Here is a 24,602-nt window from a genome sequence, read left to right as displayed (position 1 = left end):
CATCGAAGCGGCGAACATGCGGGTGGCGTTATACCTTAGCGCATGGATTGCCACACATGAAATAACTGACAGGTTTGCTGGGGAAATATGCGCTGTGGAACCGGATTTACAGGGTGAGTGGATTTTCGCGAATGAATGGGTACCTACACCGGCGGCAGGAGCCCATACATTCGCGAAGGGCAGGTCGATCAGCGCCTGACCAGCAGAACCCCGGATTCCATGTGGTGTGTATAGGGGAACTGGTCGAACAGGGCGCAGCGTTCGACACGGTGGGTGTCGTGCAACTGGGCGATGTTGGCGGCCAGGGTTTCCGGGTTGCAGGAGATATACAGAATGCGCTCGAAGCGACGGGTCAGCTCGCAGGTGTCCGGGTCCATTCCTGCACGTGGCGGGTCGACGAACACACTGCCGAACTCGTAACTCTTCAGCTCCACGCCCTGGAGGCGACGGAAGGGGCGAACCTCGTTCAGCGCCTGGGTCAGCTCTTCGGCGGAGAGGCGCACCAGTGTGACGTTATCCACCGCGTTGTCATCCAGGTTGCTCAGCGCGGCGTTGACCGAAGTCTTGCTGATCTCGGTCGCCAGCACCTTGCGTACGCGGGTGGCCAGCGGCAGGGTGAAGTTGCCGTTGCCGCAATACAGCTCCAGCAAGTCGTCGTTGCGTTCGCCCAGGGCGTCATAGGCCCAGTTGAGCATTTTCTGGTTCACGGTGCCGTTGGGCTGGGTGAACGCGCCTTCGGGCTGGCGATAGCTGAAGGTGCGGCCGGCGACTTCCAGCTCTTCGGTCACGTAGTCGCGACCGATGACCAGACGCTGGCCTTTGGAACGGCCGATCAGGCTGACGTCCAGTTCGGCCGCCAGTGCCTGGGCTTCAAGCTGCCAGGCATCGTCCAGAGGTCGGTGATAGCACATGGTAATCATGGCGTCGCCGGCCAGGGTGGTCAGGAAGTCGACCTGGAACAGCTTGTGATTCAGGGTCGGGCTGGCTTCCCAGCGCTCGCGCAGCACCGGCATCAGCGCATTGATGCGTTCGCTGGCGATAGGCAGGCCGTCGAGCAGGATCGGCGTCTTGTTGTCGCCGGGCGCGAACATCGCGTAATAGCGCTTCTGGTCTTCGCGCCATAGGCGAAACTCGGCGCGCAGGCGGTAATGCTCGCGGGGCGAGTCGAATATCTGCGGCTCGGGCGCATCGAAAGGGGCCAGCAGCTCACGCAACCGGACGGCTTTTTCTTCGAGCTGACGGTCGTAGCTCGCGGGATCGAAAGGGATACTCATGCGTTGAACCAGCCCAGCTTGATCACGAACAGAATCGACAGGATCACCAGCGCCGAATTCAGCTCGCGCCCGCGTCCCGAAAACAGTTTGATTGCTGTCCAGGAAATGAAGCCAAAGGCGATGCCGTTGGCAATGGAGTAAGTGAACGGCATGGCCAGCGCGGTGATCACGACCGGTGCAGCGACGGTGATGTCGTCCCAGTCGATTTCAGCCATGCCCGAAGCCATCAGCACTGCAACGAACAGCAGCGCCGGCGCCGTGGCGAAGGCTGGCACGCTGCTGGCCAGTGGCGCGAAGAACAACGCCAGCATGAACAGCACGGCAACCACGATGGCCGTCAGGCCGGTACGGCCACCGGCGCTGACGCCGGCTGCGGATTCGATGTAGCTGGTGGTGGTCGAGGTGCCCAGCAGCGAACCTGCCATGGCCGCCGTACTGTCGGCGATCAGCGCACGGCCCATTTTCGGCATGTGCCCGTCCTTGCCCATCAGCCCGGCGCGTTTGGCGACGCCGATCAGTGTGCCGGAGTTATCGAAGATATCCACGAACAGGAAGGCGAAGATGATGCTCACCAGACCAACGTCCAGTGCGCCCATGATGTCCAGTTGCAGGAAGGTCGGGGCCAGCGACGGCGGCATCGACACCACGCCGCCGAATGGCGTGAAGCCCAGCCCGATGGAAACCAGCGTGACAGTCAGGATGCCGATCAGGACCGCGCCGCGCACCTTGAGCTTGTCCAGAGCAACGATCAGGAAGAAACCCAGGGTCGCGAGAACCGGAGCCGGTTGTTTCAGGTCGCCCATGCCGATCATGGTGGCCGGGTTACTGACCACGATACCGGCGTTATGCAGGGCGATCAGAGCCAGGAACAGGCCGATACCGGCGGCAATCGCCGAGCGCAGGGGCAGGGGAATGCTGTTGATGATCCATTCGCGGATCCGGAACAGCGACAGCAGGAAGAACATCACTGCCGAAATGAACACTGCACCCAGTGCAACCTGCCAGGTATGGCCCATGTGCAGGACCACGGTGTAGGTGAAAAAGGCATTCAGGCCCATGCCCGGTGCCAGGGCAATCGGGTAGTTGGCGATCAGGCCCATTACGGCCGAGCCGATGGCGGCTGCCAGACAGGTCGCGACGAACAGCGCGCCCTTGTCCATGCCGGTTTCGCCCAGGATGCTCGGGTTGACGAACAGGATGTAAGCCATGGCCAGGAAGGTCGTGACGCCCGCGAGAATCTCGGTCCTCACATTGGTGTTGTGTGCCTTGAGTTGAAACAGCCTTTCCAGCATGTCTGGCTCTCCGTAACGCGGCCTGCGTCGTGAATGACTTGACCCCCAAAAGCAAAGCACAGCCTGACACAGCAGCCTGCGGTTTTTTGCGGGTCGGAAAAAGCCGCGCATCATACCAGCAGCGTGAGGTTGTGGCTGCATGGTGAATGTAGTGGCTTTTTCGCGAATGAATGGGCTCCCGCTCAGCCCTCTGCACACGGCCTGCAGACGGGTGAGGCAACTTGTCACGCGGCAACCGACCACGTAACCCACAGCCCCGAATGGGACTACTCTTTCAGCGTCGGTTGACCTGCATCATTGCGCCCCTGCATGAAGTGTGAACCGAAAGCATGAAACCAGCGTCGAGATACTCATTAGAAGTCTTCCGATGCACCAGACTCCATGACCGTGGGGGCAATCGCTGATGGCTCCATGCCGTTAGCCGGTATCACCTGAATAGAGGAAGAATCATGTTTGGTTTGGAGGCACTAGATCTTGCCCGCATCCAGTTCGCATTCACGATCTCGTTCCACATCCTGTTTCCTGCCATCACCATTGGTCTGGCAAGTTATCTGGCGGTGCTCGAAGGTTTGTGGCTGAAGACCAACAACGACATTTACCGCGATCTTTATCATTTCTGGTCGAAGATCTTTGCCGTCAACTTCGGTATGGGTGTGGTTTCCGGACTGGTCATGGCGTATCAGTTCGGCACCAACTGGAGCCGCTTCTCGGACTTTGCCGGTGCAGTGACCGGGCCGCTGCTGACTTATGAGGTCCTGACGGCCTTCTTCCTCGAAGCAGGCTTTCTCGGTGTGATGCTGTTCGGCTGGAACCGTGTCGGCCGCAAGCTGCACTTTTTTGCGACGGTCATGGTTGCCGTCGGCACCCTGATCTCGACCTTCTGGATTCTGTCGTCCAACAGCTGGATGCAGACGCCGCAAGGCTTTGAAATCATCGACGGGCGGGTGATTCCGACCGACTGGTTCGCGGTGGTCTTCAACCCGTCCTTCCCGTACCGCCTGGCGCACATGTCGATTGCTGCCTTCGTGGCCACTGCATTTTTCGTAGGTTCGTCGGCGGCCTGGCACTTGCTGCGCGGTCGCGATACGCCGCAGATCCGCACCATGCTGTCGATGGCGATGTGGATGGCCCTGCTGGTAGCACCGCTGCAGGCGGTGGTCGGTGACTTCCATGGCCTGAACACGCTCAAGCACCAACCGGCGAAAATCGCCGCCATCGAAGGCCACTGGGAAAATGTTGGCGATGAGCCTACGCCGCTGATCCTGTTCGGCTGGCCCGACATGAAGGAAGAACGCACCAAATATGCGGTTGAAATTCCGTACCTGGGCAGCCTGATCCTGACCCACAGCCTGGATCAACAGGTCCCGGCGCTCAAGGAGTTCAAGCCCGAGGACCGGCCGAATTCGACCATCGTGTTCTGGTCGTTCCGGATCATGGTCGGCCTGGGTTTCCTGATGATCTTTACCGGTCTGTGGAGCCTCTGGCTGCGCAAGCGTGATGCTCTTTATACCTCGCGTCCTTTCCTCTATCTCGCGTTGTGGATGGGGCCGTCCGGCCTGATCGCAATCCTGGCGGGCTGGTTCACCACCGAAATCGGCCGTCAGCCCTGGGTCGTCTATGGCCTGATGCGCACGGCGGATGCATCGTCCGGGCACAGCGTCGCGCAAATGAGCATCACTCTGGTGCTGTTCGTGGTCGTCTACTTCCTGCTGTTCGGTGCCGGTCTGGGTTACATGTTGCGACTGGTCCGCAAAGGGCCGAAGAAGCACGTCGAACATACGCCGACAGGCGGTCCCGGTCAGAAACGCACGCCAGCCCGTCCGCTCTCCGCTGCCGAAGAAGGCTCCGAAGATGGCGACAACCTCGACAGCCTGAGCAAGGGGAACTGAGTCATGGGCATCGATCTTCCACTGATCTGGGCGGTCATCATCATCTTCGGCATCATGATGTACGTGGTGATGGATGGTTTTGACCTGGGTATCGGGATTCTTTTCCCGTTCATGAAGGACAGTTCCGACCGCGACGTGATGATGAATACCGTTGCGCCTGTATGGGACGGTAACGAAACCTGGCTGGTACTGGGCGGCGCAGCGCTGTTCGGTGCCTTTCCCATGGCTTATGCGGTGGTGCTGTCGGCCCTGTATCTGCCGCTGATGTTCATGCTGATGGGGCTGATCTTTCGCGGTGTGGCCTTCGAGTTCCGCTTCAAGGCTTCCGAGGCCAAGCGTCACTTGTGGGACAAGGCTTTCATCGGCGGCTCACTGGTCGCGACCTTCTTTCAGGGCGTGGCGCTGGGGGCTTTCATCGAAGGCCTGCCGGTCGTCAATCGTCAGTTTGCCGGTGGCTCGCTGGACTGGCTGGCACCGTTTCCGATGTTCTGCGGCCTGGCCTTGATCGTTGCTTATGCGCTGCTGGGTTGTACCTGGCTGATCATGAAGACCGAAGGGCCATTGCAGAAGGCAATGCATGATCTGGCGCGCCCCCTGGCTCTGGTGACGCTGGCAGTGATTGGCATTGTCAGCATCTGGACACCGCTGGCCCACACCAACATCGCCGAGCGCTGGTTCAGCCTGCCCAACCTGTTCTGGTTCATGCCGGTGCCGATCCTGGTGCTGGTCACCATGTACGGGCTGTTCAAGGCCGTGGCCCGCAACGCGCATTACACACCGTTCCTGCTGACCCTGTTGCTGATCTTTCTCGGCTACAGCGGGCTGGGTATAAGCCTGTGGCCGAATATCGTGCCGCCGTCGATTTCCATCTGGGAAGCAGCCGCACCGCCTCAGAGTCAGGGGTTCATGCTGGTGGGTACGCTGTTCATCATCCCGTTCATTCTCGGGTACACCTTCTGGAGCTATTACGTGTTCCGCGGCAAGGTGACCGCTGAAGACGGTTATCACTGATCAGAGGAGATTGGCGATGTCTGGCAAAGATTCCATGCATGACAAGGATCCGGCAATGAGTAAGCCGCTCTGGCAGCGACTGGCCTGGCTGGCGGGTATCTGGGCAGGCAGTGTGTTTGCGCTGTTCATCGTGGCCAGCCTGATGCGCATGTTCATGAATGCGGCAGGGCTCACGACCCACTGATTGCCCTGCACTGAATTCCCATCCCGTGTTGTATGGACACGGCTTCACGACCCTCCTTGCGGAGGGTCTTTTTTTGGGCGTTTATTTGCGCGCCTTGAGGATCACGAACTTGGGTGTAGCGGCGACCTGTTCCACGCCGCGGAACAGTCGCGCCAGTTTGCTGTGATAGCCCAGGTGGCGATTGCCGACGATATACAGCGCGCCACCGACCACCAGAGAGGCCCGCGCCTGCAGGAACATGCGCCATGCCAGGAAATCACCCACCACCTGCTGTTGGTGGAAGGGCGGGTTGCACAGCACCACATCCAGCGAATCGGGGTCCTGGCTGGCCAGGCCATCGGCTGCGCGGATCAGCACTTCTCGCTCGCCCAGCGTCGCTCGCCAGTTCTCTGCCGCCGACTGGACGGCCATGAACGATTCATCCACCAGTGTGTATTGAGCCTGCGGATTATCGAGGGCGCTGGCGATGGCCAGTACACCGTTGCCGCAACCCAGGTCGGCAACCCTGGCTGAACCGAGGTTTTTGGGCAGGTAGGGCAGAAAGGCGCGGGTGCCGATATCCAGCCCGTCGCGACAGAACACGTTGGCGTGGTTGAGCAGTTCGATGGCCGGCTGGTCTAGCTGATAGCGGGTCGGGTAGGGCGAAGTGAGGTGCGGCCTGGATTCCGGGATGGCGAACAGCAGGCGGGCCTTCTTCACTGCCAGTGATGCCTGCACCGGCCCGACGTATTCCTCCAGCAGTTCACCCGCCGAGCGCGGCAGATGCTTGACCATCGCTGCCGCGACAACCCGGGCACCCGGCGCCAACTGGCCTTGCAGGCGAATGAGCTGTTCTTCCAGCAGGGCCATGGTCTTGGGCACCCGAATCAGCACCCAGTCGAAAGGTCCGGTCAGTGCTTCGCTGGCGGGGATCAGCGGCACGGCGTCATAGGCCATGCCATTGCGGGCGAGGTTCTTTTCCAGAGCCTGGGCTGCCAGGTACGAATCGCCACTGCTGACTACCGCTGCGTGCTGCGCCAGGCTGGCGGCCAGTGCACCGAAGCTGTCGTTGAGGACCAGTACCTTGCTCTGCAGTGTCAGGCCGATTTCGGCTACATGGTTGAGTAAATATTCATCAGCCGCGTCGAATGCCTGCAACGGTTCATCTTGCTGTTCGGGTTGGCGAATGAGGTCAAGTTGAGCGAAAGGACTGGTCAGCAGGGGCATGGGCAGGAAAACTCTGGGCAATCGACGTATGTCATGCGAGCCCGGAATCGGATGGGCTCGCTGAGATTGGCAAGTTTACGTGCTTTTTGCTGTTTGGCACCTTTGAAGTTGGTTGATGGCTGGCCGTTTCAGAACATTCCGCTCAAGGCCGCCTGTACGGCTGCGGCGGTCTTGTTGCAAACGCCCATTTTCTGGATCGCACTGGCGATATGAAAATGAATGGTGCGTTCTTTCAGGCTCAGGATGATTGCAATGTCGCCTGCTGTTTTGCCTTCTGCGGACCATTTGAGGATTTCGATTTCCCGTTGGGTAAGATTTTTTGCTTGCGATGGGGATGATGAGTTGAGTTCCATGGATCCCATGATCGCCTCCATGCCTTTGATGGCGAGTGTTTCTGTATTGTTTAAGCAGTCTAGAAAAAAACCATCAGTAACAAATTATGATGAATGCTATCTGGACGAGTGGTGTGATGGCTTTATTGCATCCAAAAAGGTGTCGTCGGGCTGAAACAGTGACAGGAGCTTGGTTGCGGGTTTTCAGGGTGTTCGCTTTCAAATAAGCAATGCCCGCTTCAAGAACCAAATACTCTAAATTGCCGGTCGGCATCTGCGGGCCAAAGCACTACAAACAGCCGGTGTTTATCAAGCCCGCTTTGGGGGACACTGGAAGCCTTTTCCAGCTCCGGAGTCAGAAGCGCACCATGACCGCCAGCGAAGACAAGTTCACCCGGCAAACACTACAGCGTGTGATGCCGTTGACCGAAAATCTGTTTACCCTGCGTACCACACGCGATCCCGGCTTCCGCTTTCGTGCCGGACAATTCGTGCGCCTTGGCGTGACCAAGGATGACGGCAGCACGGTATGGCGTCCCTATTCGATGGTGTCGGCGCCTCATGACGAGTTTCTGGAGTTCTTCTCCATCGTGGTGCCGGGCGGCGAGTTCACCAGCGAGCTGAGCCGTCTGCGCGAAGGCGACACATTGCTGGTCGAGAAGCTTGCTACCGGCTACCTGACACCGGACCGGTTTACCGATGGGCGCGACCTGTGGCTTTTATCCACAGGCACGGGCGTGGCGCCTTTCCTGTCGATCCTTCAGGACTTCGAGATCTGGGACAAGTTCGAGCGCATCATCCTTGTCTACAGTGCACGCGAGTCCAGAGAACTGGCTTATCAACAGCTGATCGCCGGGTTGATGCAGCGCGATTACCTGGCCGAGTACGCCGACAGATTCCTGTTCCTGCCTACGGTAACCCGTGAACAACATCCCGGCGCCTTGCAGGGGCGCATCACTCATCTGATCGAAAACGGCGAGCTGGAGCGTGCGGCTGGAGTTGCGCTGACGCCCGAGCATTCGCGGGTGATGATCTGCGGCAACCCGCAGATGATCGACGACACCCGGGCCGTGCTCAAGCAGCGGGACATGCAGCTCAACCTGACCCGCAGGCCGGGGCAGGTTGTGGTGGAAAACTACTGGTAGCGCCTGCAGGAGCGACTTCAGTCGCGAAAACGTTTTTCGCCGATGTAGAGATCAGAGCGGACGGTTAGGGTCCACGGTCACAGGCGCTGTCGGCCTGTTCTGCTCTTTCAGCAGGTCACGAATCTCGCCCAGCAGGACTTCTTCCTTGGACGGCGTAGGCGGCAGAGTCGGGGCCTTGGCTTCTTCGCGCTTGAGGCGGTTGATGGCCTTGACGCCCATGAAGATGGCGAAGGCGACGATGACGAAGTCGAGGACGGTCTGGATGAACTTGCCATAGGCCAGCAACACGGCAGGGGTCGTGCCCTCGGCTGCTCTCAGGGTAATGGCCAGGTCGCTGAAGTCCACGCCACCGATCAGCAGACCCAGTGGCGGCATGATCACGTCGCCGACGAATGACGAAACGATCTTGCCGAAGGCTGCACCAATGATGATACCCACGGCCATGTCGACCACGTTACCTTTGACGGCGAAGGCCTTGAATTCGCTTAATACGCTCATGGGTAATTCCTTGTTACAGATGGGAGGTGATCGGATTCAGTGTAATGCAGCCCTGCTTATCCTGCTTCGTACACGTGCAATCGACCGGGGTTCTGGCGGTAAGTTTTATCCGGATCGGTAAAACCGGGTTCCGGCGCGCTGCGTTATCATGGTGTTTTTGCGACTGGGGTTGCCATGGCAAAGGCCAAACGCTTGTACGGCTGCACGGAGTGCGGCGCGACTTTTCCAAAATGGGCAGGCCAGTGCAGTGATTGTGGTGCCTGGAACACGCTGGTGGAAACCATGCTGGAAAGCGGCGCGGCCGCGGCACCCAGCGGTCGCACCGGCTGGACCGGTTCACAGGCACAGATCAAGACCCTGGCCGAAGTCAGCGTCGAGGAGATCCCGCGATTCTCCACCAAGTCCAACGAACTGGACCGCGTGCTGGGTGGCGGTCTGGTGGATGGCTCTGTCGTATTGATCGGTGGCGATCCGGGGATCGGCAAGTCGACGATTCTGCTGCAAACCCTGTGCAACATCGCCGAACGCATGCCGGCCCTGTACGTGACGGGCGAGGAGTCCCAGCAACAGGTGGCCATGCGCGCCCGGCGCCTTGGCCTGCCGCAGGACAAACTGCGGGTGATGACCGAAACCTGCATCGAGACGATCATCGCCACTGCGCGTGTCGAGCAACCGAAGGTCATGGTGATCGACTCCATCCAGACGATCTTCACCGAACAACTGCAGTCCGCGCCGGGCGGCGTGGCGCAAGTGCGTGAAAGTGCTGCATTGCTGGTGCGTTACGCCAAGCAGAGCGGCACGGCGATTTTCCTGGTCGGCCATGTCACCAAGGAAGGCGCGCTGGCCGGGCCGCGGGTTCTGGAACACATGGTCGATACCGTGCTGTATTTCGAGGGCGAGTCCGATGGCCGCCTGCGCCTGCTGCGGGCGGTGAAGAACCGTTTCGGCGCCGTCAACGAACTGGGCGTGTTCGGGATGACCGACAAGGGCCTCAAGGAAGTCTCCAACCCGTCGGCGATTTTCCTGACCCGTGCCCAGGAAGAAGTACCCGGCAGTGTGGTCATGGCGACCTGGGAAGGTACGCGCCCGATGCTGGTCGAGGTTCAGGCGCTGGTCGATGACAGCCACATGTCCAACCCGCGGCGGGTAACTCTGGGCCTTGATCAGAACCGGCTGGCCATGCTGTTGGCGGTGCTGCATCGCCATGGCGGCATTCCGACCCACGACCAGGATGTGTTTCTCAATGTGGTGGGCGGGGTGAAAGTGCTGGAAACCGCATCAGACCTGGCGTTGATGGCAGCGGTCATGTCCAGCCTGCGTAACCGGCCATTGCCTCATGATTTGCTGGTGTTCGGCGAAGTCGGGCTGTCCGGTGAAGTCAGGCCGGTGCCCAGCGGGCAGGAGCGTTTGAAAGAGGCGGCCAAGCATGGCTTCAAGCGAGCGATCGTACCGAAAGGCAATGCGCCCAAGGAAGCGCCCGCCGGCTTGCAGATCATTGCCGTCACTCGCCTGGAACAGGCGCTGGATGCGTTGTTCGAGTAAGGCCCGAATGACGTTTTCTGTGCGGGAGCGAATTCATTCGCGAACTGTCGGATAAATCCGCTCCCACCATCAGACTGCACAAAGTCTGTATAGGTGTTCAGACCTCGATCAACGCTCCCAGCTCGCGATCCAGTTCGGCCGGATCGCCCAGGTTCAACTCGATCAGTCGCTTCAAATGGCTGATCGATTCCAGTCCGATGTGCAGACAGACAAAGCCCAGGTGATGGCTGTCGTCGTGAGTGAGCTTCACATCCATTTTCACGTAAGCGTCGTCGCTGAGATGGATGTCGACCAGAAAGTGTTCGTCCGGATCGCCGGTCCAGGGTTCCGGGCGTTCGATGAGCAGTCCTTTCAGTGAGAGGTCGAGCAACTGCACTTTCCAGTTGTTGTTACCCTGGCTGAGGTCGGTCCTGGCATCGAAGGCTATGCGCTTGAAACGACGGCGATCTGCGGGTGAGTCGGTCATCGAATGAGCTCTCTTGGTATCGGCTGACTGTGGGGGCAGCGGACAGGCCATGGGGAATGGCACCCTTGTTTACGCACGATAGACCTGAACGCGGTTGGCGAACAGTTCTGCAGGCGATTTTTATTGCTTGTTGAAGCCAATTGCGGGTATTTCTTTTTTGGTTACTCAAATGCCGTTCTAGACCATGGTTGGGGGTGGCCTTTCGCTCTGACAGGTCTAAACTCGCATTGCTTGCCTTCTAGTCAACTCTGCTGGAATAAAAAAATGAAAAATAATAATAGCCTTATGCGCCATGTGCCCTGGCTGCTTCTCGCAATTATTGGGGCCTGTGCCCTGGGGGTGGTTGCACTGCGTCGTGGCGAGGCAATCAATGCCTTGTGGATCGTGGTCGCTGCTGTAGCTATTTATCTGGTTGCTTATCGTTACTACAGTCTCTTCATCGCCAACCATGTGATGCAACTTGACCCGCTGCGTGCAACTCCGGCGGTGGTCAACAACGATGGTCTGGACTATGTGCCGACCAACAAACACATTCTCTTCGGTCACCACTTCGCCGCCATCGCCGGTGCAGGCCCGCTGGTCGGCCCGGTCCTGGCCGCGCAGATGGGTTACCTGCCCGGTACGCTCTGGCTGATTGCCGGTGTGGTTCTGGCCGGTGCGGTACAGGATTTCATGATCCTGTTCCTGTCCACGCGCCGCAACGGTCGCTCCCTGGGCGACATCGTCCGTGAGGAAATGGGCCGTATTCCCGGCACCATTGCCTTGTTCGGCTGCTTCCTGATCATGATCATCATCCTTGCGGTGCTGGCACTGATCGTGGTCAAGGCCCTGGCTGAAAGCCCGTGGGGCATGTTCACGGTCATGGCGACTATCCCGATCGCGATGTTCATGGGCGTTTACATGCGCTACATCCGTCCGGGTCGCATCGGTGAAATCTCCATCATCGGCGTGGTTCTGCTGCTGCTTTCGATCTGGGTCGGTGGCGCGGTGGCTGCCGATCCGGTCTGGGGCCCGATGTTTACCTTCACCGGTGTGCAAATCACCTGGATGCTGGTGGGCTACGGTTTCGTCGCGGCCATGCTGCCGGTCTGGCTGCTGCTCGCGCCGCGTGACTACCTCTCGACCTTCCTGAAGATCGGCACCATCGTCGCGCTGGCGATCGGCATCCTGATTCTGGCGCCCGAGCTGAAAATGCCGGCCCTGACCCAGTTCACCGACGGTACCGGTCCGGTCTGGAAAGGCGCGCTGTTCCCGTTCCTGTTCATCACCATTGCGTGTGGTGCGGTATCGGGCTTCCACGCCCTGATTTCCTCGGGCACCACGCCCAAGCTGCTGGATAACGAAAAGAACGCCCGTTACATCGGCTACGGCGGCATGTTGATGGAGTCCTTCGTCGCCATCATGGCCATGGTTGCCGCTTCGGTGATCGAGCCGGGTGTGTACTTCGCGATGAACAGCCCGGCTGCCATAGTGGGCAGTGATGTGGTGACTGTGGCGCAAACTGTCAGCAACTGGGGCTTTACCATTACCCCCGAGCAACTGACTGCCGTGGCTCACGACATTGGCGAGAACACCATTCTGGCGCGCGCCGGTGGTGCTCCGACCCTGGCCGTCGGTATCGCGCAGATCCTGCACCAGGTTCTGCCGGGCGAAAACACCATGGCGTTCTGGTACCACTTCGCAATCCTGTTTGAAGCCCTGTTCATCCTGACCGCAGTTGACGCTGGTACCCGTGCCGGTCGCTTCATGCTGCAAGACCTGCTGGGCAGCTTCGTCCCAGCCCTCAAGCGCACCGAGTCCTGGGTAGCCAACGCCATCGGTACCGGTGGTTGCGTAGCGTTGTGGGGTTACCTGCTGTATCAAGGCGTGATCGACCCGCTGGGTGGCATCAACACCCTGTGGCCGCTGTTCGGCATCTCCAACCAGATGCTGGCCGGTATCGCCCTGATGCTTGCCAGTGTCGTGCTGATCAAGATGAAGCGTCAGCGCTACGTCTGGGTGACCATGCTGCCAGCCACCTGGTTGCTGATCTGCACCGTGACCGCAAGCCTGATCAAGCTGTTCGACGCCAACCCGGCCGTTGGCTTCCTGGCCCTGGCCAAGAAGTACAGCGCCGCAGCGGATGCTGGCCAGATCCTGGCTCCGGCCAAGAACATGGACCAGATGCAGCACGTGATCTTCAACGCTTACACCAACGCCGGTCTGACTATCCTGTTCCTGTTCGTCGTCTCCAGCATCCTGTTCTACGCGCTGAAAGTAGGCCGTGCGGCGTGGAGCAAGAAAGAGCGCAGCGACAAGGAAATGCCTTACCAGGCCATGCCTCCGGGATCACAGGTGTGATGACGGCTATCAAGAGAGGATCTGCCCATGTTCAATGACCTGAGTCGCCTCGGGAAATACCTCGGTCAGGCTGCGCGCCTGATGGTGGGCATGCCCGACTACGACACTTATGTCGAGCACATGCAGACCAAACACCCGGACAAGCCGATGATGAGCTACGAGGAGTTCTTTCGGGAGCGCCAGGAAGCTCGCTACGGCGGCAAGGGTGGTCCGAAGTGTTGCTGATCCTCTGATCTGCGTTATTGTTTGATCCGACGCGCCACAGGCCAATACCTGTGGCGTTGTCGTTTTACAGGCTATCAGTGCAGACGTGCGGACCGGATTGATCCGGGAATGCGCCGTATCGACACATTGAACTACCGGAGTACGCATGACTGTTTCGCAACCCATCCCTGTAACCGTACTGACCGGCTTTCTGGGAGCAGGCAAGACCACTCTGCTGCGCCATTTGCTCAAGGCCGAACATGGCCTGAAAATCGCGGTAATCGAAAACGAATTCAGTGATGCCGGCATCGACAGCCAACTGCTTGGCGCCGAGCCCGTGCAAGTCATGACCCTGTCCAACGGTTGTGTCTGCTGCACCATCCACACCGACCTGACCAAGGCGCTGTATCTGCTGCTGGAGCGCCTCGACAGCGGCGAAATCGCCTTTGATCGGCTGGTCATCGAGTGCACCGGACTGGCCGATCCGGCACCTGTGGCGCAAACCTTTTTCATCGACGAAGAACTGCGCGAGCGTTACATCCTCGATGGCATCATCACGCTGGTGGATGCCGCCCACGTCGACACTCACCTGACCCAGACCATTGCCCAGGCACAAATCGGTTTTGCCGACCGCCTGCTGGTGAGCAAGCGCGATCTGGTGGATGAAGAGGCCTTCCAGGCGCTTTCCGCCCGCCTGACCCGGATCAACCGGCGTGCGCCGATTCGTATCGTCGAACACGGCAAGATCGACCTGGCCGAATTGCTGGATGTAAGAGGCTTCAACCTCAATGCCGACCTCGGCGGCGGAATGACCCTGCGCCCGCTGGCTCCGACCGGAAACTCCGGAGACCGCATCTCCAGCCTGGTATTGCGCAGCGAAAAACCGCTGGATATCGACAAACTCAGCGAGTTCATGAACGAGCTGCTCGAAGACCACGGCAAGCAATTGCTGCGCTACAAGGGCGTGCTCAATATCGCAGGCGAACCACGGCGAATGGTGTTTCAGGGCGTTCTGAAACTCTACGGCTTCGACTGGGATAGCGAATGGGCAGAAGACGAAAAGCGCGAAAGCGTGATCGTGTTCATTGCCGATGAACTGCCTGAGGAGAAGATTCGGGCAGGGTTTGCGCGGGTTTCCGAGTAGCTTGAATCATGCTGGCTGGCGGTGCCCTGTGCTGAGATAGATGCTCAGTGCCAGGGTTGCCAGCCCCATGCAGGCGAGGGTCAGATGAGCGGGTTGGCCTGGTGGCAATATACTTGCTACCAGCCCACAGCCAGCTGCCATTGCCTGATGCATAAAACCGGTCAGCGCCATTGCGTACGGGCCACTGAAAGTTGAGTTCTGGTTGGCAAGGGACTGGCAAAGTGGATAAACAATCCCCTGGCCTGTAAGCAGTAGGCAGTATGGCAACCATAGCGCAGAGGCGGTGGTTGGAAACAAGCGCTCTCCTGCGACCATGAGCAGGGCGCCCAAAGCCAGAAATCTCAACCCAAGCACCAGACTCTGATCCTGGCTGCGCTTTGAAATCAGCCATTTGACCGATAAGGCACCCAACATATAGGCGATGCTGATTGGCCAGCCTATCAATCCATATTCCACTTCCGTCCAGTTAAAGTGAATCTGAAAGATGGTGGGGGCACCTGCACTGAAAAGAATAATGACGCCATACCCCAAACCGCCTGCCAGCACGGGTTTCAGGAATTGAGTATCTCGAATCAGTGTGCCGTATATGTGAAGGCTTGATAGAGACGAAGAGGTATTGATTGTCGTATATGGCGCATATCGTCTCACAGGAAGGATCAATAAAATCCCCAAGACCGCACTGGTGAAAAATACCGACCTCCAACCCAGTGCGACCTGTATAAGCGCTCCTAGAAACTGTGCCATACCCAGCGATATAACGAAGCAAATCGATAGCCAACTCAAGGCTTTCGCCAAATGCTGAGCGCTTAGACTATCGCGTAGCAGCACCCGGGCCATGACCGAAATACCACCGGCAGCAGCTCCTTGCAGGCTACGAAAGAGCATGAAGGTCATGGTGTCTACCGATAGTGCGACGCCCAGACTACTGACAGAAAAAAGCCCAAGCGCCCACATCATTGTTGTCCTGCTGCCCAGCCGTGCCGCCACTTTGCCCCATAGCAACATGGGCAAGCCCATACCTACCAGAAATGCCGAAAGCGTCATTGCTGAAAAACTGGCATCAGCATGAAAATATTCAGCAATTGAAGGCAGGGATGGAAGATAGAGTGTTATGCCTGACTGCGCCGTTAATACGGTTAGACATGAAATAACAATGAGGCTATCGAATTTCATGGTCAGTATAGTGTGGATTTTACGATGTGAGGTTCTAATCGATCAGCGTAAAGAATATGATTGATAAATGTGCAGAACTCATTAATCAAGGCAGGCGACATGTCCGCTCTGAGAGTGATTCTTATGGCAGGTTTGTTTCGTGCTACGACCGGGAAGAATACGGCGGAAGTGAAAAAGCCGTTGTTGGAAAGCTTGGCAGCGATCTGATTTGCAGCGTTGGCATCAGTACAGCATATGAGGCGAATAGGTGAATGGCTACCAGCGTGCTCTGTAGTTATTAGTGAGTCGAAGTGTTGGATATTGCGTTGTAGCTGTTTTTGTAACTCATCAATTTCGCCCGTGCGATGCAAGGTGATTGAGGCTCTGCCAGCGCCAATTGCCGCGGTATTCAGACTTTGAGACCAGTTGCTGGGGCCGCCGTATCGGTGAATCAGTTTTTTCTGTTGCTCACTTCCAAGCATTGCGACTCCTCCACCTGCACCAAACGCTTTACCGAGAGAAGCCACAATAATGGTGCTGTCGTCCAGAGTTGGCAGATATGACCTCGCATGCCCTACCCCATTTGCTCCCAAAGCAGTAAGGGCATGGGAGTCGTCGAGATACAGAAACATTCCATATTTTTGCTTCAGGTAAACGAGACTTTCCATATCTGCAACACCACCCATGCTATACACGCCATCGGCGATATAGGCGATCCGCTTGTGAGATTTGCACAGGGTTTCGAGTTGTTCCATGTCATTGTGATTAAGCGTCATAACCTCGGTTTCGTCAGAACACGCCGCTTTAATATGGTTCATCGAATAGTGGGCATGCTTGTCGAAGACCATTACGGGTGGCCGGCCACTTGTGAAAACGCCTGATGCCAATAAAGGCAGTATTCCGGAACTGGCGGAGCTGCATGACAATGTGACGTGGCAGCTCGTATTGAACAGTTCAGATAATTCAAATTCATACTCTGCCAGAGAGGCCAGTTTGCAGCGATTTCTTGAGTTGGCGATACGCAGTGTCCCTGTCTTCTGGATAGCTTGAACAGCTCCCTCTAGAAGAGCAGGATGATAATCAAGACCGAGATAGGAAGTTGTGCAGAAATGATGAAAATATCTGCCGAATTGGTCTTTGAGATAGTTAGTGTGCTCCACACTCACCTGAAGGTTGGACAGTTTTAGATTCTCTGCCTCATTCCAGTTCGCTTCAGCCAGGCGAACCATGCTTTGGTAGTTGCTGTAGCGATTAGTACTTGTGTTCATTTATTCAGCCATGAGAGTCGATAGTATTGGGCTCGGCTCGTCAGAAGATGAAATGCATGGTTCTAAAGCAATTCTTCCGTGAGCTGCATGGCTAGTTTTACAATGTGAAGTATGAATGTATGTAGGGGGATTCTGCGTCTGCGCAGTGTTGCCGTGCTTTTTCCGTACGAAAGCTCCTGTTGCTTTATCCAGGCGCATTGCCTGCTCTCTGAAAGTCAGGAAAACTTTTTTCGCGTGCAGCAAAAAGCCCCGGCTCTATTTAATGAGCCGGGGCTTTTTTAGTGCGCAAACGAGGCTGTCTTAAGCGCCGTAAACCGGCAGCCTGGCGCAGATGGCCTTGACCTTCTCGCGAACGGCATCGATCACCGCTTCGTTGTTCAGGTCAGCCAGGATGTCGCAGATCCAGCCAGCCAGTTCCTTGCACTCTGCTTCCTTGAAGCCGCGAGTGGTCACTGCCGGGGTGCCGAAGCGCAGGCCGGAGGTGACGAACGGGGAGCGTGGGTCGTTCGGTACGGAGTTCTTGTTGACGGTGATGAAGGCGCGGCCCAGGGCGGCGTCTGCGTCTTTACCGGAGATGTCCTGCTTGATCAGCGACAGCAGGAACAGGTGGTTTTCAGTACCGCCGGAAACCACGTCGAAACCGCGCTCGATGAACACGCCAGCCATGGCCTTGGCGTTCTTGACCACTTGTTGCTGGTAGGTCTTGAACTCAGGTTGCAGCGCTTCCTTGAAGCACACAGCCTTGGCGGCGATGACGTGCTCCAGTGGGCCGCCTTGTGCGCCAGGGAATACTGCCGAGTTCAGCTTCTTCTCGATGTCGGCGTTGGCGCGAGCCAGGATCAGGCCGCCACGTGGACCGCGCAGGGTCTTGTGCGTGGTGGTGGTGACCACGTCGGCGAATGGAACCGGGTTCGGGTAAACGCCAGCAGCAACCAGACCGGCTACGTGAGCCATGTCGACGAACAGGTAGGCACCGACCTTGTCAGCGATTGCGCGGAAGCGGGCGAAATCCAGGATCTGCGAGTAGGCAGAGAAGCCGGCTACGATCATTTTTGGCTGGTGCTCGACGGCCAGGCGCTCGACTTCGTCGTAGTCGATCATGCCATTGGCATCGATGCCGTATTGAACGGCGTTGTACAGCTTGCCCGAGGAGCTGACGCTGGCGCCGTGGGTCAGGTGACCGCCGTGAGCCAGGCTCATGCCCAGAATGGTGTCGCCGCCTTGCAGCAGAGCCAGGTAAACAGCCGAGTTGGCTTGCGAACCGGCGTGTGGCTGGACGTTGGCGTAATCTGCACCGAACAGCTCTTTGGCGCGGTCGATGGCCAGTTGCTCAACGACGTCGACGTACTCGCAGCCACCGTAGTAGCGCTTGCCCGGATAGCCTTCGGCGTACTTGTTGGTCAGGACCGAACCCTGAGCCTCCATGACAGCCGGGCTGGTGTAGTTTTCCGAGGCAATCAGCTCGATATGCTCTTCCTGGCGCAGGGCTTCCTGTTCCATTGCGGCAAAAAGATCGGAGTCGTACTTCGCGAGAGTCAAATCACGGCTGAACATGGCAGTCCTCGAGGGTTGGAGCGGAAAAGGGGGGCATTCTACCCCATCGGGTTTTATCTGGCATATGAAAGGGGTTCATTTGTCGGATGAACGAGATGCAGGAGGGAAACGACAAGTTGCAGGCAAGAGCAGGCCGCAGCGTCCAGAAAAGGCAATCTGCGCTCGCTTTTCTTGAAGCTTGCAACTTGCAGCTTGTCGCTGCTGTTCATATTCGACCTAGTCGAACATGAACAGCGCATCATTACTGAACTGCGCTTCAAACTGCGAAGCCGACATCGGGCGGCCGAAGAGGTAGCCCTGGACTTCGTCGCAGCCATGTTCGCGCAGGAATTCGAGCTGTTCGTGGGTTTCGACGCCTTCGGCGATTACCGCGAGGTTCAGGCTGTGGGCCATGGCGATGATGGCGCGGGCGATCTGTGCATCCTGTTCGCCCGATGGCAGGCCGTCGACAAAGGTGCGGTCGATCTTCAGGACGTCGATGGGGAACTGCTTGAGATAGTTCAGCGACGAGTAGCCGGTGCCAAAGTCATCGACTGCGATACTCAGGCCAAGGTTCTTGAGACCGTCGAGCATCTGCATGGCTTCATTGACTTCGCGCATCAGGATGCTTTCTGTCAGTTCCAGCTCCAGACAAGCCGGTGGCAGGCCGGTTTCACCGAGCATTTGCGCAATCCGCTTGCCCAGTTGGCCATCCGAGAACTGCCGCGCAGAAATGTTCACCGAAACCTTGGGAACCCGCACTTTGGCCTGATGCCAGCTCTTGAGCTGACGGCAGGCTTCTGCCAGTACCCAGTCCCCGACTTCCACGACAAGGCCAAGCTCTTCCAGCACCGGGATGAAGTCGCTGGGGGGCACCAGCCCGCGACGTGGGTGACGCCAGCGCAGCAGCGCTTCGGCACCGGTCAGGCGTTTGCCGTCGCCGCTGAATTGCGGCTGGTAGTAAATCGTGAACTCCTGCTGCTCCAGGGCATGGCGCAGGTCGCTTTCCAGTTCCAGACGTTCCAGGGCCGTGGCGTTCATGTCGGTCTGGTAGAACTGGAAGTTGTTCTTGCCACGCTCCTTGGCGTGATACATGGCGGTGTCGGCGTTCTTCATCAACTGGCTGAGTTCGTTGCCGTCCTGCGGGCTCAGGGCGATGCCGATACTGGCGGTGACGAAGAACTCGCGACCTTCCAGCACGAACGGCGTTATCAGGCTGTTGAGAATCTGCTCGGCCACATGGATGGCGCGGTTCAGGGCCAGCTCGCGGGTGGCGCCCGGTTGCAGCAACAGGGTGAACTCGTCGCCGCCCATGCGCGCGACAGTGTCATCGTCGGCCACGCAGGCCAGCAGGCGGGTGGCCATTTCCTTGAGCATGCGATCGCCAGCGGCATGGCCCAGTGAGTCGTTGATCGGCTTGAAGCGATCCAGGTCGAGGAACATCAGGACCACCCAGGCCTGCTGCCTTTCGGCCTGTTGCAGGGCCGAATGCAGACGGTCCTGGAACAGCGTGCGGTTGGGCAGGTGGGTCAGGGCGTCGTAATAGGCCAGACGGTGGATGCGTTGCTCGCTGGCCTTGCGCTCGCTGATATCGCTGAAGAAGCACACATAGCTGGCCAGGTCGCCTTCATCGTCCACCACCGCGGTGATGCCGACCCAGGCCGGATAATGTTCGCCATTGCGTCGCTTGAGCCAGACTTCGCCTTCCCAGGTTCCGCGCTGATTCAGTTGCTTGAGGATGTAGCGCAGATGGGCTTCCTGCTCCCGGTCCACGGTGAGCATGTTGGGCAACTGGTCGAGCACTTGCGAGACGTCATAACCGCTGACCCGGGTGAAGGCGTCGTTGGCCTGGACGATATAACCCGCCGGGTCTGTAATCAGGATGGCGGACGTCGAATGCTCGAAAACCGTGGCGGCCATGCGCAGGTCTTTTTCGGCCCGGCGCTGGGTGCTGATATCGCGACCGACACCCAGGATGCCCTCGAATGTGCCGTGCTCATCCCAGACCAGCACCAGCCGCAGTTCAACCGGGATCTTGCGGCCATCGGCGCGCAGGCAATCGAACAGGTACAACTGGGTTGGCACAGCGTTGCGCAGCTTGGCCAGCTCCAGCGGCTTGTCGAGCACTTTCTTGATGCGTGCTATCAGGTTATAGAAGCCGGAAAGTTGTTGCGGGTTGGCAACGGTCGAGCTCCAGCCATTCTGGATAATCCAGTCAGCGCCGTAGCCCAGTACGCTGTGCACCGAAGGGCTGACATAGTTGACTTCAAGCAGCCTGTCGGTGGAAAAGATCACATCGCTGATGCTTTCGGCGAGCATCCGGTAACGCTGCTCACTGTCGCGCAGGGATTGGCTGGACTCGACCTGCCGGGTAATGTCCTTGGCAACACCGATGATGCGCGTCACCAGATCGTCCTTGTCCCGCGTCAGCGCCTGTTCGCGAATGTCGAAGCAGCGCCAGGTGTTGTTCTTGTCACGAAAGCGCAGCGCGCATTGCAGCAATTCGTTATGGCCGTGATGACGCTGGCGCAAGCGCATGTCCTGATAGCTTTGCGCATCTTCCGGGTGCAGCAGGATTTCCCAGAAGAACTCACCCATGGCGTGCAGTTCGCTCTTGCTGTAACCCAGCGTCTGCCCCAGATGGTGGTTGCTGTAGATCATGCGCTGGCTGAGTACGTCCTGGACGTACAGGTGGTCCGGCACGGTGCGCACCACGTCCGACCAGAAGCGCTCGCGCTCCTGCAATGACAGCTCGATCTGCTTGCGGCTGGTGATATCGCCGATGCTGAGAATGACCGCTTCGTAATCGGACTGGGTTTCAGGCAGGCGCAATACCAGCCATAGATGCTGGTCCTGGCCGGACTCCTGGGTAAGGCGAATTTCCAGTTCGAGGCGTTGCTGCCGGTTCAGGACCGCATGAACCACCTGTATGCCGATGCCGGGGCGCTTGCGTGACTCGCCTTCAATCAGTTGCTGCCAGGCCTGATCGCCGCATTTGATATTCAGCAGGCTCAGGGCAACCTGATTGACCTCGGTGATGCGCAATTGCTGCAACAGCCGTTTCAGGAGCCCAGGCTGGGTCTCGATAAAGTGGTCGAAGTCTTCCGGGGAGCGGATCTGGAAAGCTTCAAGCTGTTCGGGCAGGCCGGACATGTCCAGTACACAGATGGCGACGCCCGCACCTTCAAAAATGTTCTGGTAACGACGGCGGCTTTCCAGTAACTGGCGCTGACGACGGCGCAGACTGAGAATCGCCGCCAGTGGCAGGAGCGAAAACAACAGGCCGATCATGCATTTGAGAATCAGCGGTGCAAGCAGCTCCTGGCGTGCCTTGTGGGCATCGAACAGGCCGTGCAATTGCCAGTCGCTGTTGTTCAGGGGTTGCAGCAGCACGTTTTCGGCATGCCCCGTATCGTTTGACATCGAGACATCGCGCAGGATGACTCGTTGGGTAATCCGGTTTTCAAGACGCCAGAGATGCTGAAAGTCCTGGCTGGGCTGTTGTATCAGGGCCTTGAGTGCATCGGGCGCCATGCGTACGACCCAGTAAGCGCCGCCGTGGCCTTCGGCCTGACGCACGAACATGTAGATCTGTGAGCCGTCTTCGGAGTTGGTGTAGTAATAAGGTCGATTCGATGCCTGCTCCAGCCCGCTCTTGAGCAATGCGGCGTCAAGGGTGGTTTCGGCACTGTCTCGGGTCACATCACCTTCAGGCCCCAGCGAGACGATGCTGCGCAGGGACGGTATGGTTTCGCGCAGCCTTTGCAGTGTCGATTTCTGGTTCGGCGCTTCGTGGCCCGGCGTGGTGCCCTCGTCGAGCAGGTTCATGGTGATCTGCGCGCTCAGCGCCATGTTCAGGCTCAGGCGATCGGCGAGCTGGTTGCTGTAGTCGAGACTGCGTTGCCGCTGACGTTCCTGGGTCTGATGAAACTGTTCAAGCAGTTGCCACAGCAACAGGGCAAGCATCAGTAGCACCAGCGCTGCCAGTAGACCTTTCAAGGAACTACGCAAAGGCACGACGGTTGTGCTCTTGGCTGTTTCCAGTGGCGTTGAGGGCGTTGGCGTTGGCAAATCGTTGTTCCTGACTACTGGACTGAAGCAGCGAGTGCATTATGCAATATAAGCCCGACGCCCAAAGGGCGGCTAGCATGCCTTTACTTGTAGCTAAGTGCCAGCCCTGTGGGCCCGGATCGTTTGCCCTACAGGCCGCATTCGGGTAGCTTTGCCCGATGCGCGTTGTAACCCGACTCCTGCAAGAGTGAACCCACTGTTTGCAAACATCGACCCAGCTTTATATTTGCCCTGATGCAAAAGTCCGTTCTCTGTCTGTTTCATTCAAGGCATTGAATGGCACGGCGGCAAGTAGCATAGACAAATAAAAGCTCGCGCTTTATCAGTCACCCTCACAGACGCTAGGTTTTCATTCCATGGCTCAATACGTCTTTACCATGCATCGGCTGAGCAAAGTTGTGCCGCCGAAGCGTGAGATTCTGAAGAACATTTCCCTTTCCTTCTTCCCGGGCGCCAAGATCGGTGTTCTGGGTCTCAACGGCTCGGGCAAGTCCACGCTGTTGAAAATCATGGCCGGTGTCGATACCGAGTTCGACGGCGAAGCACGCCCGATGCCCGAGTTGAATGTGGGTTATCTGCCGCAAGAGCCACAACTTGACCCGAACAAGACCGTCCGTGAAGTGGTCGAGGAAGCGGTCAGCGTCATCAAGGACGCTCAGGCCCGTCTGGATCAGGTCTACGCCGAATACGCCGAGCCGGATGCCGACTTCGACAAGCTGGCTGCCGAACAGGCCAAGCTTGAGGCGATCCTGCAGGCTGGCGATGGCCATAACCTGGAGCGCCAACTGGAAGTCGCCGCCGATGCGCTGCGCCTGCCCGCCTGGGATGCCAAGGTTTCCGTGTTGTCCGGTGGTGAAAAGCGTCGTGTTGCCCTGTGCCGTCTGCTGCTGTCCGCTCCGGACATGCTGCTGCTCGACGAACCGACCAACCACCTGGATGCCGATTCTGTCGCCTGGCTGGAGCACTTCCTGCACGATTTCCCGGGTACTGTGGTTGCGATCACGCACGACCGTTACTTCCTGGATAACGTCGCTGGCTGGATTCTGGAACTCGACCGCGGCGCGGGCATTCCATACGAGGGCAACTATTCGGGCTGGCTGGAAGCCAAGTCCGATCGTCTGGCCCAGGAATCCAAGCAGCAGTCGGCCCATGAAAAGGCCATGAAAGACGAGCTGGAATGGGTTCGCAAAGGTGCCAAGGCGCGTCAGTCCAAGTCCAAGGCCCGTCTGCAACGCTTTGAAGAAATGCAATCGCAGGAATTCCAGAAGCGCAGCGAAACCAACGAGATCTACATCCCGGCCGGTCCGCGCCTGGGTGACAAGGTCATCGAGTTCAAGAACGTCAGCAAGGGTTATGGCGATCGCGTGTTGATCGACAACCTGTCGTTTGCCATGCCTAAAGGCGCGATTGTCGGCGTGATCGGTGGTAACGGTGCTGGTAAATCGACACTGTTCCGCATGCTGATGGGCAAGGAAGCACCGGATTCGGGCAGCATCGAAATCGGTGAAACCGTGCAACTGGCCTGTGTCGATCAGAGTCGTGACGACCTGGACGGCAGCAAGACCGTGTTCCAGCAGATTTCCGATGGTTCGGACCAGATCCGCATCGGCAACTACGAGATCCCGTCGCGCACTTACGTGGGCCGTTTCAACTTCAAGGGCGGCGATCAACAGAAGTTCGTCAAGGACCTCTCCGGTGGTGAGCGCGGTCGTCTGCACCTGGCGTTGACCCTGAAAGAGGGCGGCAACGTCCTGCTGCTCGACGAACCGTCCAACGACCTGGACGTGGAAACCCTGCGTTCGCTGGAAGAAGCCCTGCTGGACTTCCCTGGCGCTGCCATTGTGATCTCTCACGATCGGTGGTTCCTGGACCGCGTGGCGACCCACATCCTGGCTTACGAAGACGACTCGCAAGCGGTCTTCTTTGAAGGCAACTACACCGAGTACGAAGCCGATCGCAAGAAACGCCTGGGCGATGCTGCTGCCCAGCCGCATCGGGTACGGCACAAGAAGCTGGCCTGACCGGATTCGCGGGCAGGCGGTTCGCCGTTT

19 protein-coding genes are annotated in these 24,602 nt (G+C 58.2%); 9 read left to right on the top strand and 10 right to left on the bottom strand.

Going from position 1 to position 24,602, the window contains the following annotated elements; all coding sequences use genetic code 11:
- Nucleotides 1–188: 188 nt before the first annotated feature.
- Both trmA and ALQ04_RS23530 read right to left on the bottom strand, forming a co-directional pair.
- Entirely contained in the window at nucleotides 189–1,274 is a 1,086-nt protein-coding gene (trmA, locus tag ALQ04_RS23535; protein WP_122318119.1) for a tRNA (uridine(54)-C5)-methyltransferase TrmA, read from the bottom strand.
- Complete coding sequence (locus ALQ04_RS23530; RefSeq protein WP_122318118.1) at nucleotides 1,271–2,566, bottom strand: NCS2 family permease; 1,296 nt, start codon at nucleotides 2,564–2,566, stop codon at nucleotides 1,271–1,273. Before ALQ04_RS23530 ends, trmA begins: the two co-directional genes overlap by 4 nt.
- A 449-nt stretch (nucleotides 2,567–3,015) precedes the next feature.
- Between ALQ04_RS23530 and ALQ04_RS23525 the strand changes: the two genes are divergently transcribed.
- The 3 genes from ALQ04_RS23525 to ALQ04_RS23515 are packed head-to-tail and all read left to right on the top strand — an operon-like array spanning nucleotide 3,016 to nucleotide 5,650.
- Nucleotides 3,016–4,455: a cytochrome ubiquinol oxidase subunit I gene (locus tag ALQ04_RS23525; protein WP_122318117.1), complete on the top strand. Its 1,440-nt coding sequence runs from the start codon at nucleotides 3,016–3,018 to the stop codon at nucleotides 4,453–4,455.
- Nucleotides 4,456–4,458: 3 nt separating this feature from the next.
- Nucleotides 4,459–5,466 (top strand): cytochrome d ubiquinol oxidase subunit II, encoded by a 1,008-nt coding sequence (gene cydB / locus ALQ04_RS23520; RefSeq protein WP_122318116.1) that lies wholly within the window; start codon nucleotides 4,459–4,461, stop codon nucleotides 5,464–5,466.
- Between the two features lie 16 nt (nucleotides 5,467–5,482).
- A complete protein-coding gene (locus ALQ04_RS23515; RefSeq protein ID WP_122318115.1) occupies nucleotides 5,483–5,650 on the top strand; it encodes a DUF2474 domain-containing protein in 168 nt (55 codons plus the stop codon).
- A gap of 81 nt (nucleotides 5,651–5,731) precedes the next feature.
- Here the strand turns inward: ALQ04_RS23515 and ALQ04_RS23510 are convergent, their stop codons facing one another.
- Together ALQ04_RS23510 and ALQ04_RS23505 are read right to left on the bottom strand one after the other, a co-directional pair.
- The gene (locus ALQ04_RS23510) at nucleotides 5,732–6,856 is read right to left on the bottom strand and encodes a methyltransferase (protein ID WP_122318114.1); all 1,125 of its coding nucleotides are present in this window, start codon (nucleotides 6,854–6,856) and stop codon (nucleotides 5,732–5,734) included.
- 128 nt (nucleotides 6,857–6,984) lie between these two features.
- Nucleotides 6,985–7,218 (bottom strand): helix-turn-helix transcriptional regulator, encoded by a 234-nt coding sequence (locus ALQ04_RS23505; protein WP_122318113.1) that lies wholly within the window; start codon nucleotides 7,216–7,218, stop codon nucleotides 6,985–6,987.
- Nucleotides 7,219–7,556: 338 nt separating this feature from the next.
- On the opposite strand from ALQ04_RS23505, the gene ALQ04_RS23500 reads away from it, so the two are divergent.
- A complete protein-coding gene (locus ALQ04_RS23500) occupies nucleotides 7,557–8,333 on the top strand; it encodes a ferredoxin--NADP reductase (protein WP_122318112.1) in 777 nt (258 codons plus the stop codon).
- Nucleotides 8,334–8,384: 51 nt separating this feature from the next.
- Here ALQ04_RS23500 and mscL read toward each other — a convergent pair whose 3' ends face one another.
- On the bottom strand, nucleotides 8,385–8,831 hold the full coding sequence (gene mscL / locus ALQ04_RS23495) for a large-conductance mechanosensitive channel protein MscL (protein ID WP_122318111.1): 447 nt from the start codon (nucleotides 8,829–8,831) through the stop codon (nucleotides 8,385–8,387).
- Nucleotides 8,832–9,005: 174 nt separating this feature from the next.
- Between mscL and radA the strand changes: the two genes are divergently transcribed.
- Nucleotides 9,006–10,373, top strand: a complete 1,368-nt coding sequence (gene radA / locus ALQ04_RS23490; RefSeq protein WP_122318110.1) for a DNA repair protein RadA — start codon at nucleotides 9,006–9,008, stop codon at nucleotides 10,371–10,373.
- Nucleotides 10,374–10,470: 97 nt separating this feature from the next.
- Here the strand turns inward: radA and ALQ04_RS23485 are convergent, their stop codons facing one another.
- Entirely contained in the window at nucleotides 10,471–10,839 is a 369-nt protein-coding gene (locus ALQ04_RS23485) for a PilZ domain-containing protein (RefSeq protein WP_122318109.1), read from the bottom strand.
- Between the two features lie 264 nt (nucleotides 10,840–11,103).
- Between ALQ04_RS23485 and ALQ04_RS23480 the strand changes: the two genes are divergently transcribed.
- From ALQ04_RS23480 to yjiA, 3 genes are all read left to right on the top strand, one after another.
- Nucleotides 11,104–13,179, top strand: coding sequence for a carbon starvation CstA family protein (locus tag ALQ04_RS23480; RefSeq protein WP_122318108.1), 2,076 nt, complete (start codon nucleotides 11,104–11,106; stop codon nucleotides 13,177–13,179).
- A gap of 27 nt (nucleotides 13,180–13,206) precedes the next feature.
- Entirely contained in the window at nucleotides 13,207–13,404 is a 198-nt protein-coding gene (locus ALQ04_RS23475; RefSeq protein ID WP_122318107.1) for a YbdD/YjiX family protein, read from the top strand.
- Between the two features lie 145 nt (nucleotides 13,405–13,549).
- A complete protein-coding gene (yjiA, locus tag ALQ04_RS23470; RefSeq protein ID WP_122318106.1) occupies nucleotides 13,550–14,527 on the top strand; it encodes a GTPase in 978 nt (325 codons plus the stop codon).
- A gap of 6 nt (nucleotides 14,528–14,533) precedes the next feature.
- On the opposite strand, the gene ALQ04_RS23465 is transcribed toward yjiA, so the two are convergent.
- The 4 genes from ALQ04_RS23465 to ALQ04_RS23450 all read right to left on the bottom strand — a co-directional run bounded on the left by ALQ04_RS23465 (nucleotide 14,534) and on the right by ALQ04_RS23450 (nucleotide 22,551).
- Entirely contained in the window at nucleotides 14,534–15,700 is a 1,167-nt protein-coding gene (locus ALQ04_RS23465) for an MFS transporter (protein ID WP_122318105.1), read from the bottom strand.
- Between the two features lie 2 nt (nucleotides 15,701–15,702).
- Complete coding sequence (locus ALQ04_RS23460) at nucleotides 15,703–16,947, bottom strand: aminotransferase class I/II-fold pyridoxal phosphate-dependent enzyme (protein WP_183142260.1); 1,245 nt, start codon at nucleotides 16,945–16,947, stop codon at nucleotides 15,703–15,705.
- A 300-nt stretch (nucleotides 16,948–17,247) separates the two neighbouring features.
- Nucleotides 17,248–18,501, bottom strand: a complete 1,254-nt coding sequence (gene glyA / locus ALQ04_RS23455) for a serine hydroxymethyltransferase (protein WP_122318104.1) — start codon at nucleotides 18,499–18,501, stop codon at nucleotides 17,248–17,250.
- Between the two features lie 216 nt (nucleotides 18,502–18,717).
- Nucleotides 18,718–22,551, bottom strand: a complete 3,834-nt coding sequence (locus ALQ04_RS23450) for an EAL domain-containing protein (protein WP_409077287.1) — start codon at nucleotides 22,549–22,551, stop codon at nucleotides 18,718–18,720.
- Between the two features lie 356 nt (nucleotides 22,552–22,907).
- On the opposite strand from ALQ04_RS23450, the gene ettA reads away from it, so the two are divergent.
- The gene (ettA, locus tag ALQ04_RS23445; protein WP_122318102.1) at nucleotides 22,908–24,572 is read left to right on the top strand and encodes an energy-dependent translational throttle protein EttA; all 1,665 of its coding nucleotides are present in this window, start codon (nucleotides 22,908–22,910) and stop codon (nucleotides 24,570–24,572) included.
- Nucleotides 24,573–24,602 lie beyond the last annotated feature (30 nt).

This window comes from Pseudomonas cichorii (assembly GCF_003700275.1).
Classification (GTDB): Bacteria; Pseudomonadota; Gammaproteobacteria; order Pseudomonadales; family Pseudomonadaceae; genus Aquipseudomonas; species Aquipseudomonas cichorii_B.
The sequence above is the reverse complement of the archived record's forward strand: the minus strand, read 5'-3'. Positions and strand labels throughout refer to the sequence as shown.

What these genes read in the sequence shown, in the direction of transcription:
- radA (WP_122318110.1), top strand. Translation starts at nt 9,006, where the DNA reads ATGGCAAAGGCCAAACGCTTGTACGGCTGCACGGAGTGCGGCGCGACT.
- trmA (WP_122318119.1), bottom strand. Translation starts at nt 1,274, where the DNA reads ATGAGTATCCCTTTCGATCCCGCGAGCTACGACCGTCAGCTCGAAGAA.
- ALQ04_RS23460 (WP_183142260.1), bottom strand. Translation starts at nt 16,947, where the DNA reads ATGAACACAAGTACTAATCGCTACAGCAACTACCAAAGCATGGTTCGC.
- ALQ04_RS23480 (WP_122318108.1), top strand. Translation starts at nt 11,104, where the DNA reads ATGAAAAATAATAATAGCCTTATGCGCCATGTGCCCTGGCTGCTTCTC.
- ALQ04_RS23515 (WP_122318115.1), top strand. Translation starts at nt 5,483, where the DNA reads ATGTCTGGCAAAGATTCCATGCATGACAAGGATCCGGCAATGAGTAAG.
- ALQ04_RS23505 (WP_122318113.1), bottom strand. Translation starts at nt 7,218, where the DNA reads ATGGGATCCATGGAACTCAACTCATCATCCCCATCGCAAGCAAAAAAT.
- ALQ04_RS23475 (WP_122318107.1), top strand. Translation starts at nt 13,207, where the DNA reads ATGTTCAATGACCTGAGTCGCCTCGGGAAATACCTCGGTCAGGCTGCG.
- ettA (WP_122318102.1), top strand. Translation starts at nt 22,908, where the DNA reads ATGGCTCAATACGTCTTTACCATGCATCGGCTGAGCAAAGTTGTGCCG.
- ALQ04_RS23530 (WP_122318118.1), bottom strand. Translation starts at nt 2,566, where the DNA reads ATGCTGGAAAGGCTGTTTCAACTCAAGGCACACAACACCAATGTGAGG.
- mscL (WP_122318111.1), bottom strand. Translation starts at nt 8,831, where the DNA reads ATGAGCGTATTAAGCGAATTCAAGGCCTTCGCCGTCAAAGGTAACGTG.
- ALQ04_RS23525 (WP_122318117.1), top strand. Translation starts at nt 3,016, where the DNA reads ATGTTTGGTTTGGAGGCACTAGATCTTGCCCGCATCCAGTTCGCATTC.
- yjiA (WP_122318106.1), top strand. Translation starts at nt 13,550, where the DNA reads ATGACTGTTTCGCAACCCATCCCTGTAACCGTACTGACCGGCTTTCTG.
- ALQ04_RS23510 (WP_122318114.1), bottom strand. Translation starts at nt 6,856, where the DNA reads ATGCCCCTGCTGACCAGTCCTTTCGCTCAACTTGACCTCATTCGCCAA.
- cydB (WP_122318116.1), top strand. Translation starts at nt 4,459, where the DNA reads ATGGGCATCGATCTTCCACTGATCTGGGCGGTCATCATCATCTTCGGC.
- ALQ04_RS23500 (WP_122318112.1), top strand. Translation starts at nt 7,557, where the DNA reads ATGACCGCCAGCGAAGACAAGTTCACCCGGCAAACACTACAGCGTGTG.
- ALQ04_RS23465 (WP_122318105.1), bottom strand. Translation starts at nt 15,700, where the DNA reads ATGAAATTCGATAGCCTCATTGTTATTTCATGTCTAACCGTATTAACG.
- ALQ04_RS23485 (WP_122318109.1), bottom strand. Translation starts at nt 10,839, where the DNA reads ATGACCGACTCACCCGCAGATCGCCGTCGTTTCAAGCGCATAGCCTTC.
- glyA (WP_122318104.1), bottom strand. Translation starts at nt 18,501, where the DNA reads ATGTTCAGCCGTGATTTGACTCTCGCGAAGTACGACTCCGATCTTTTT.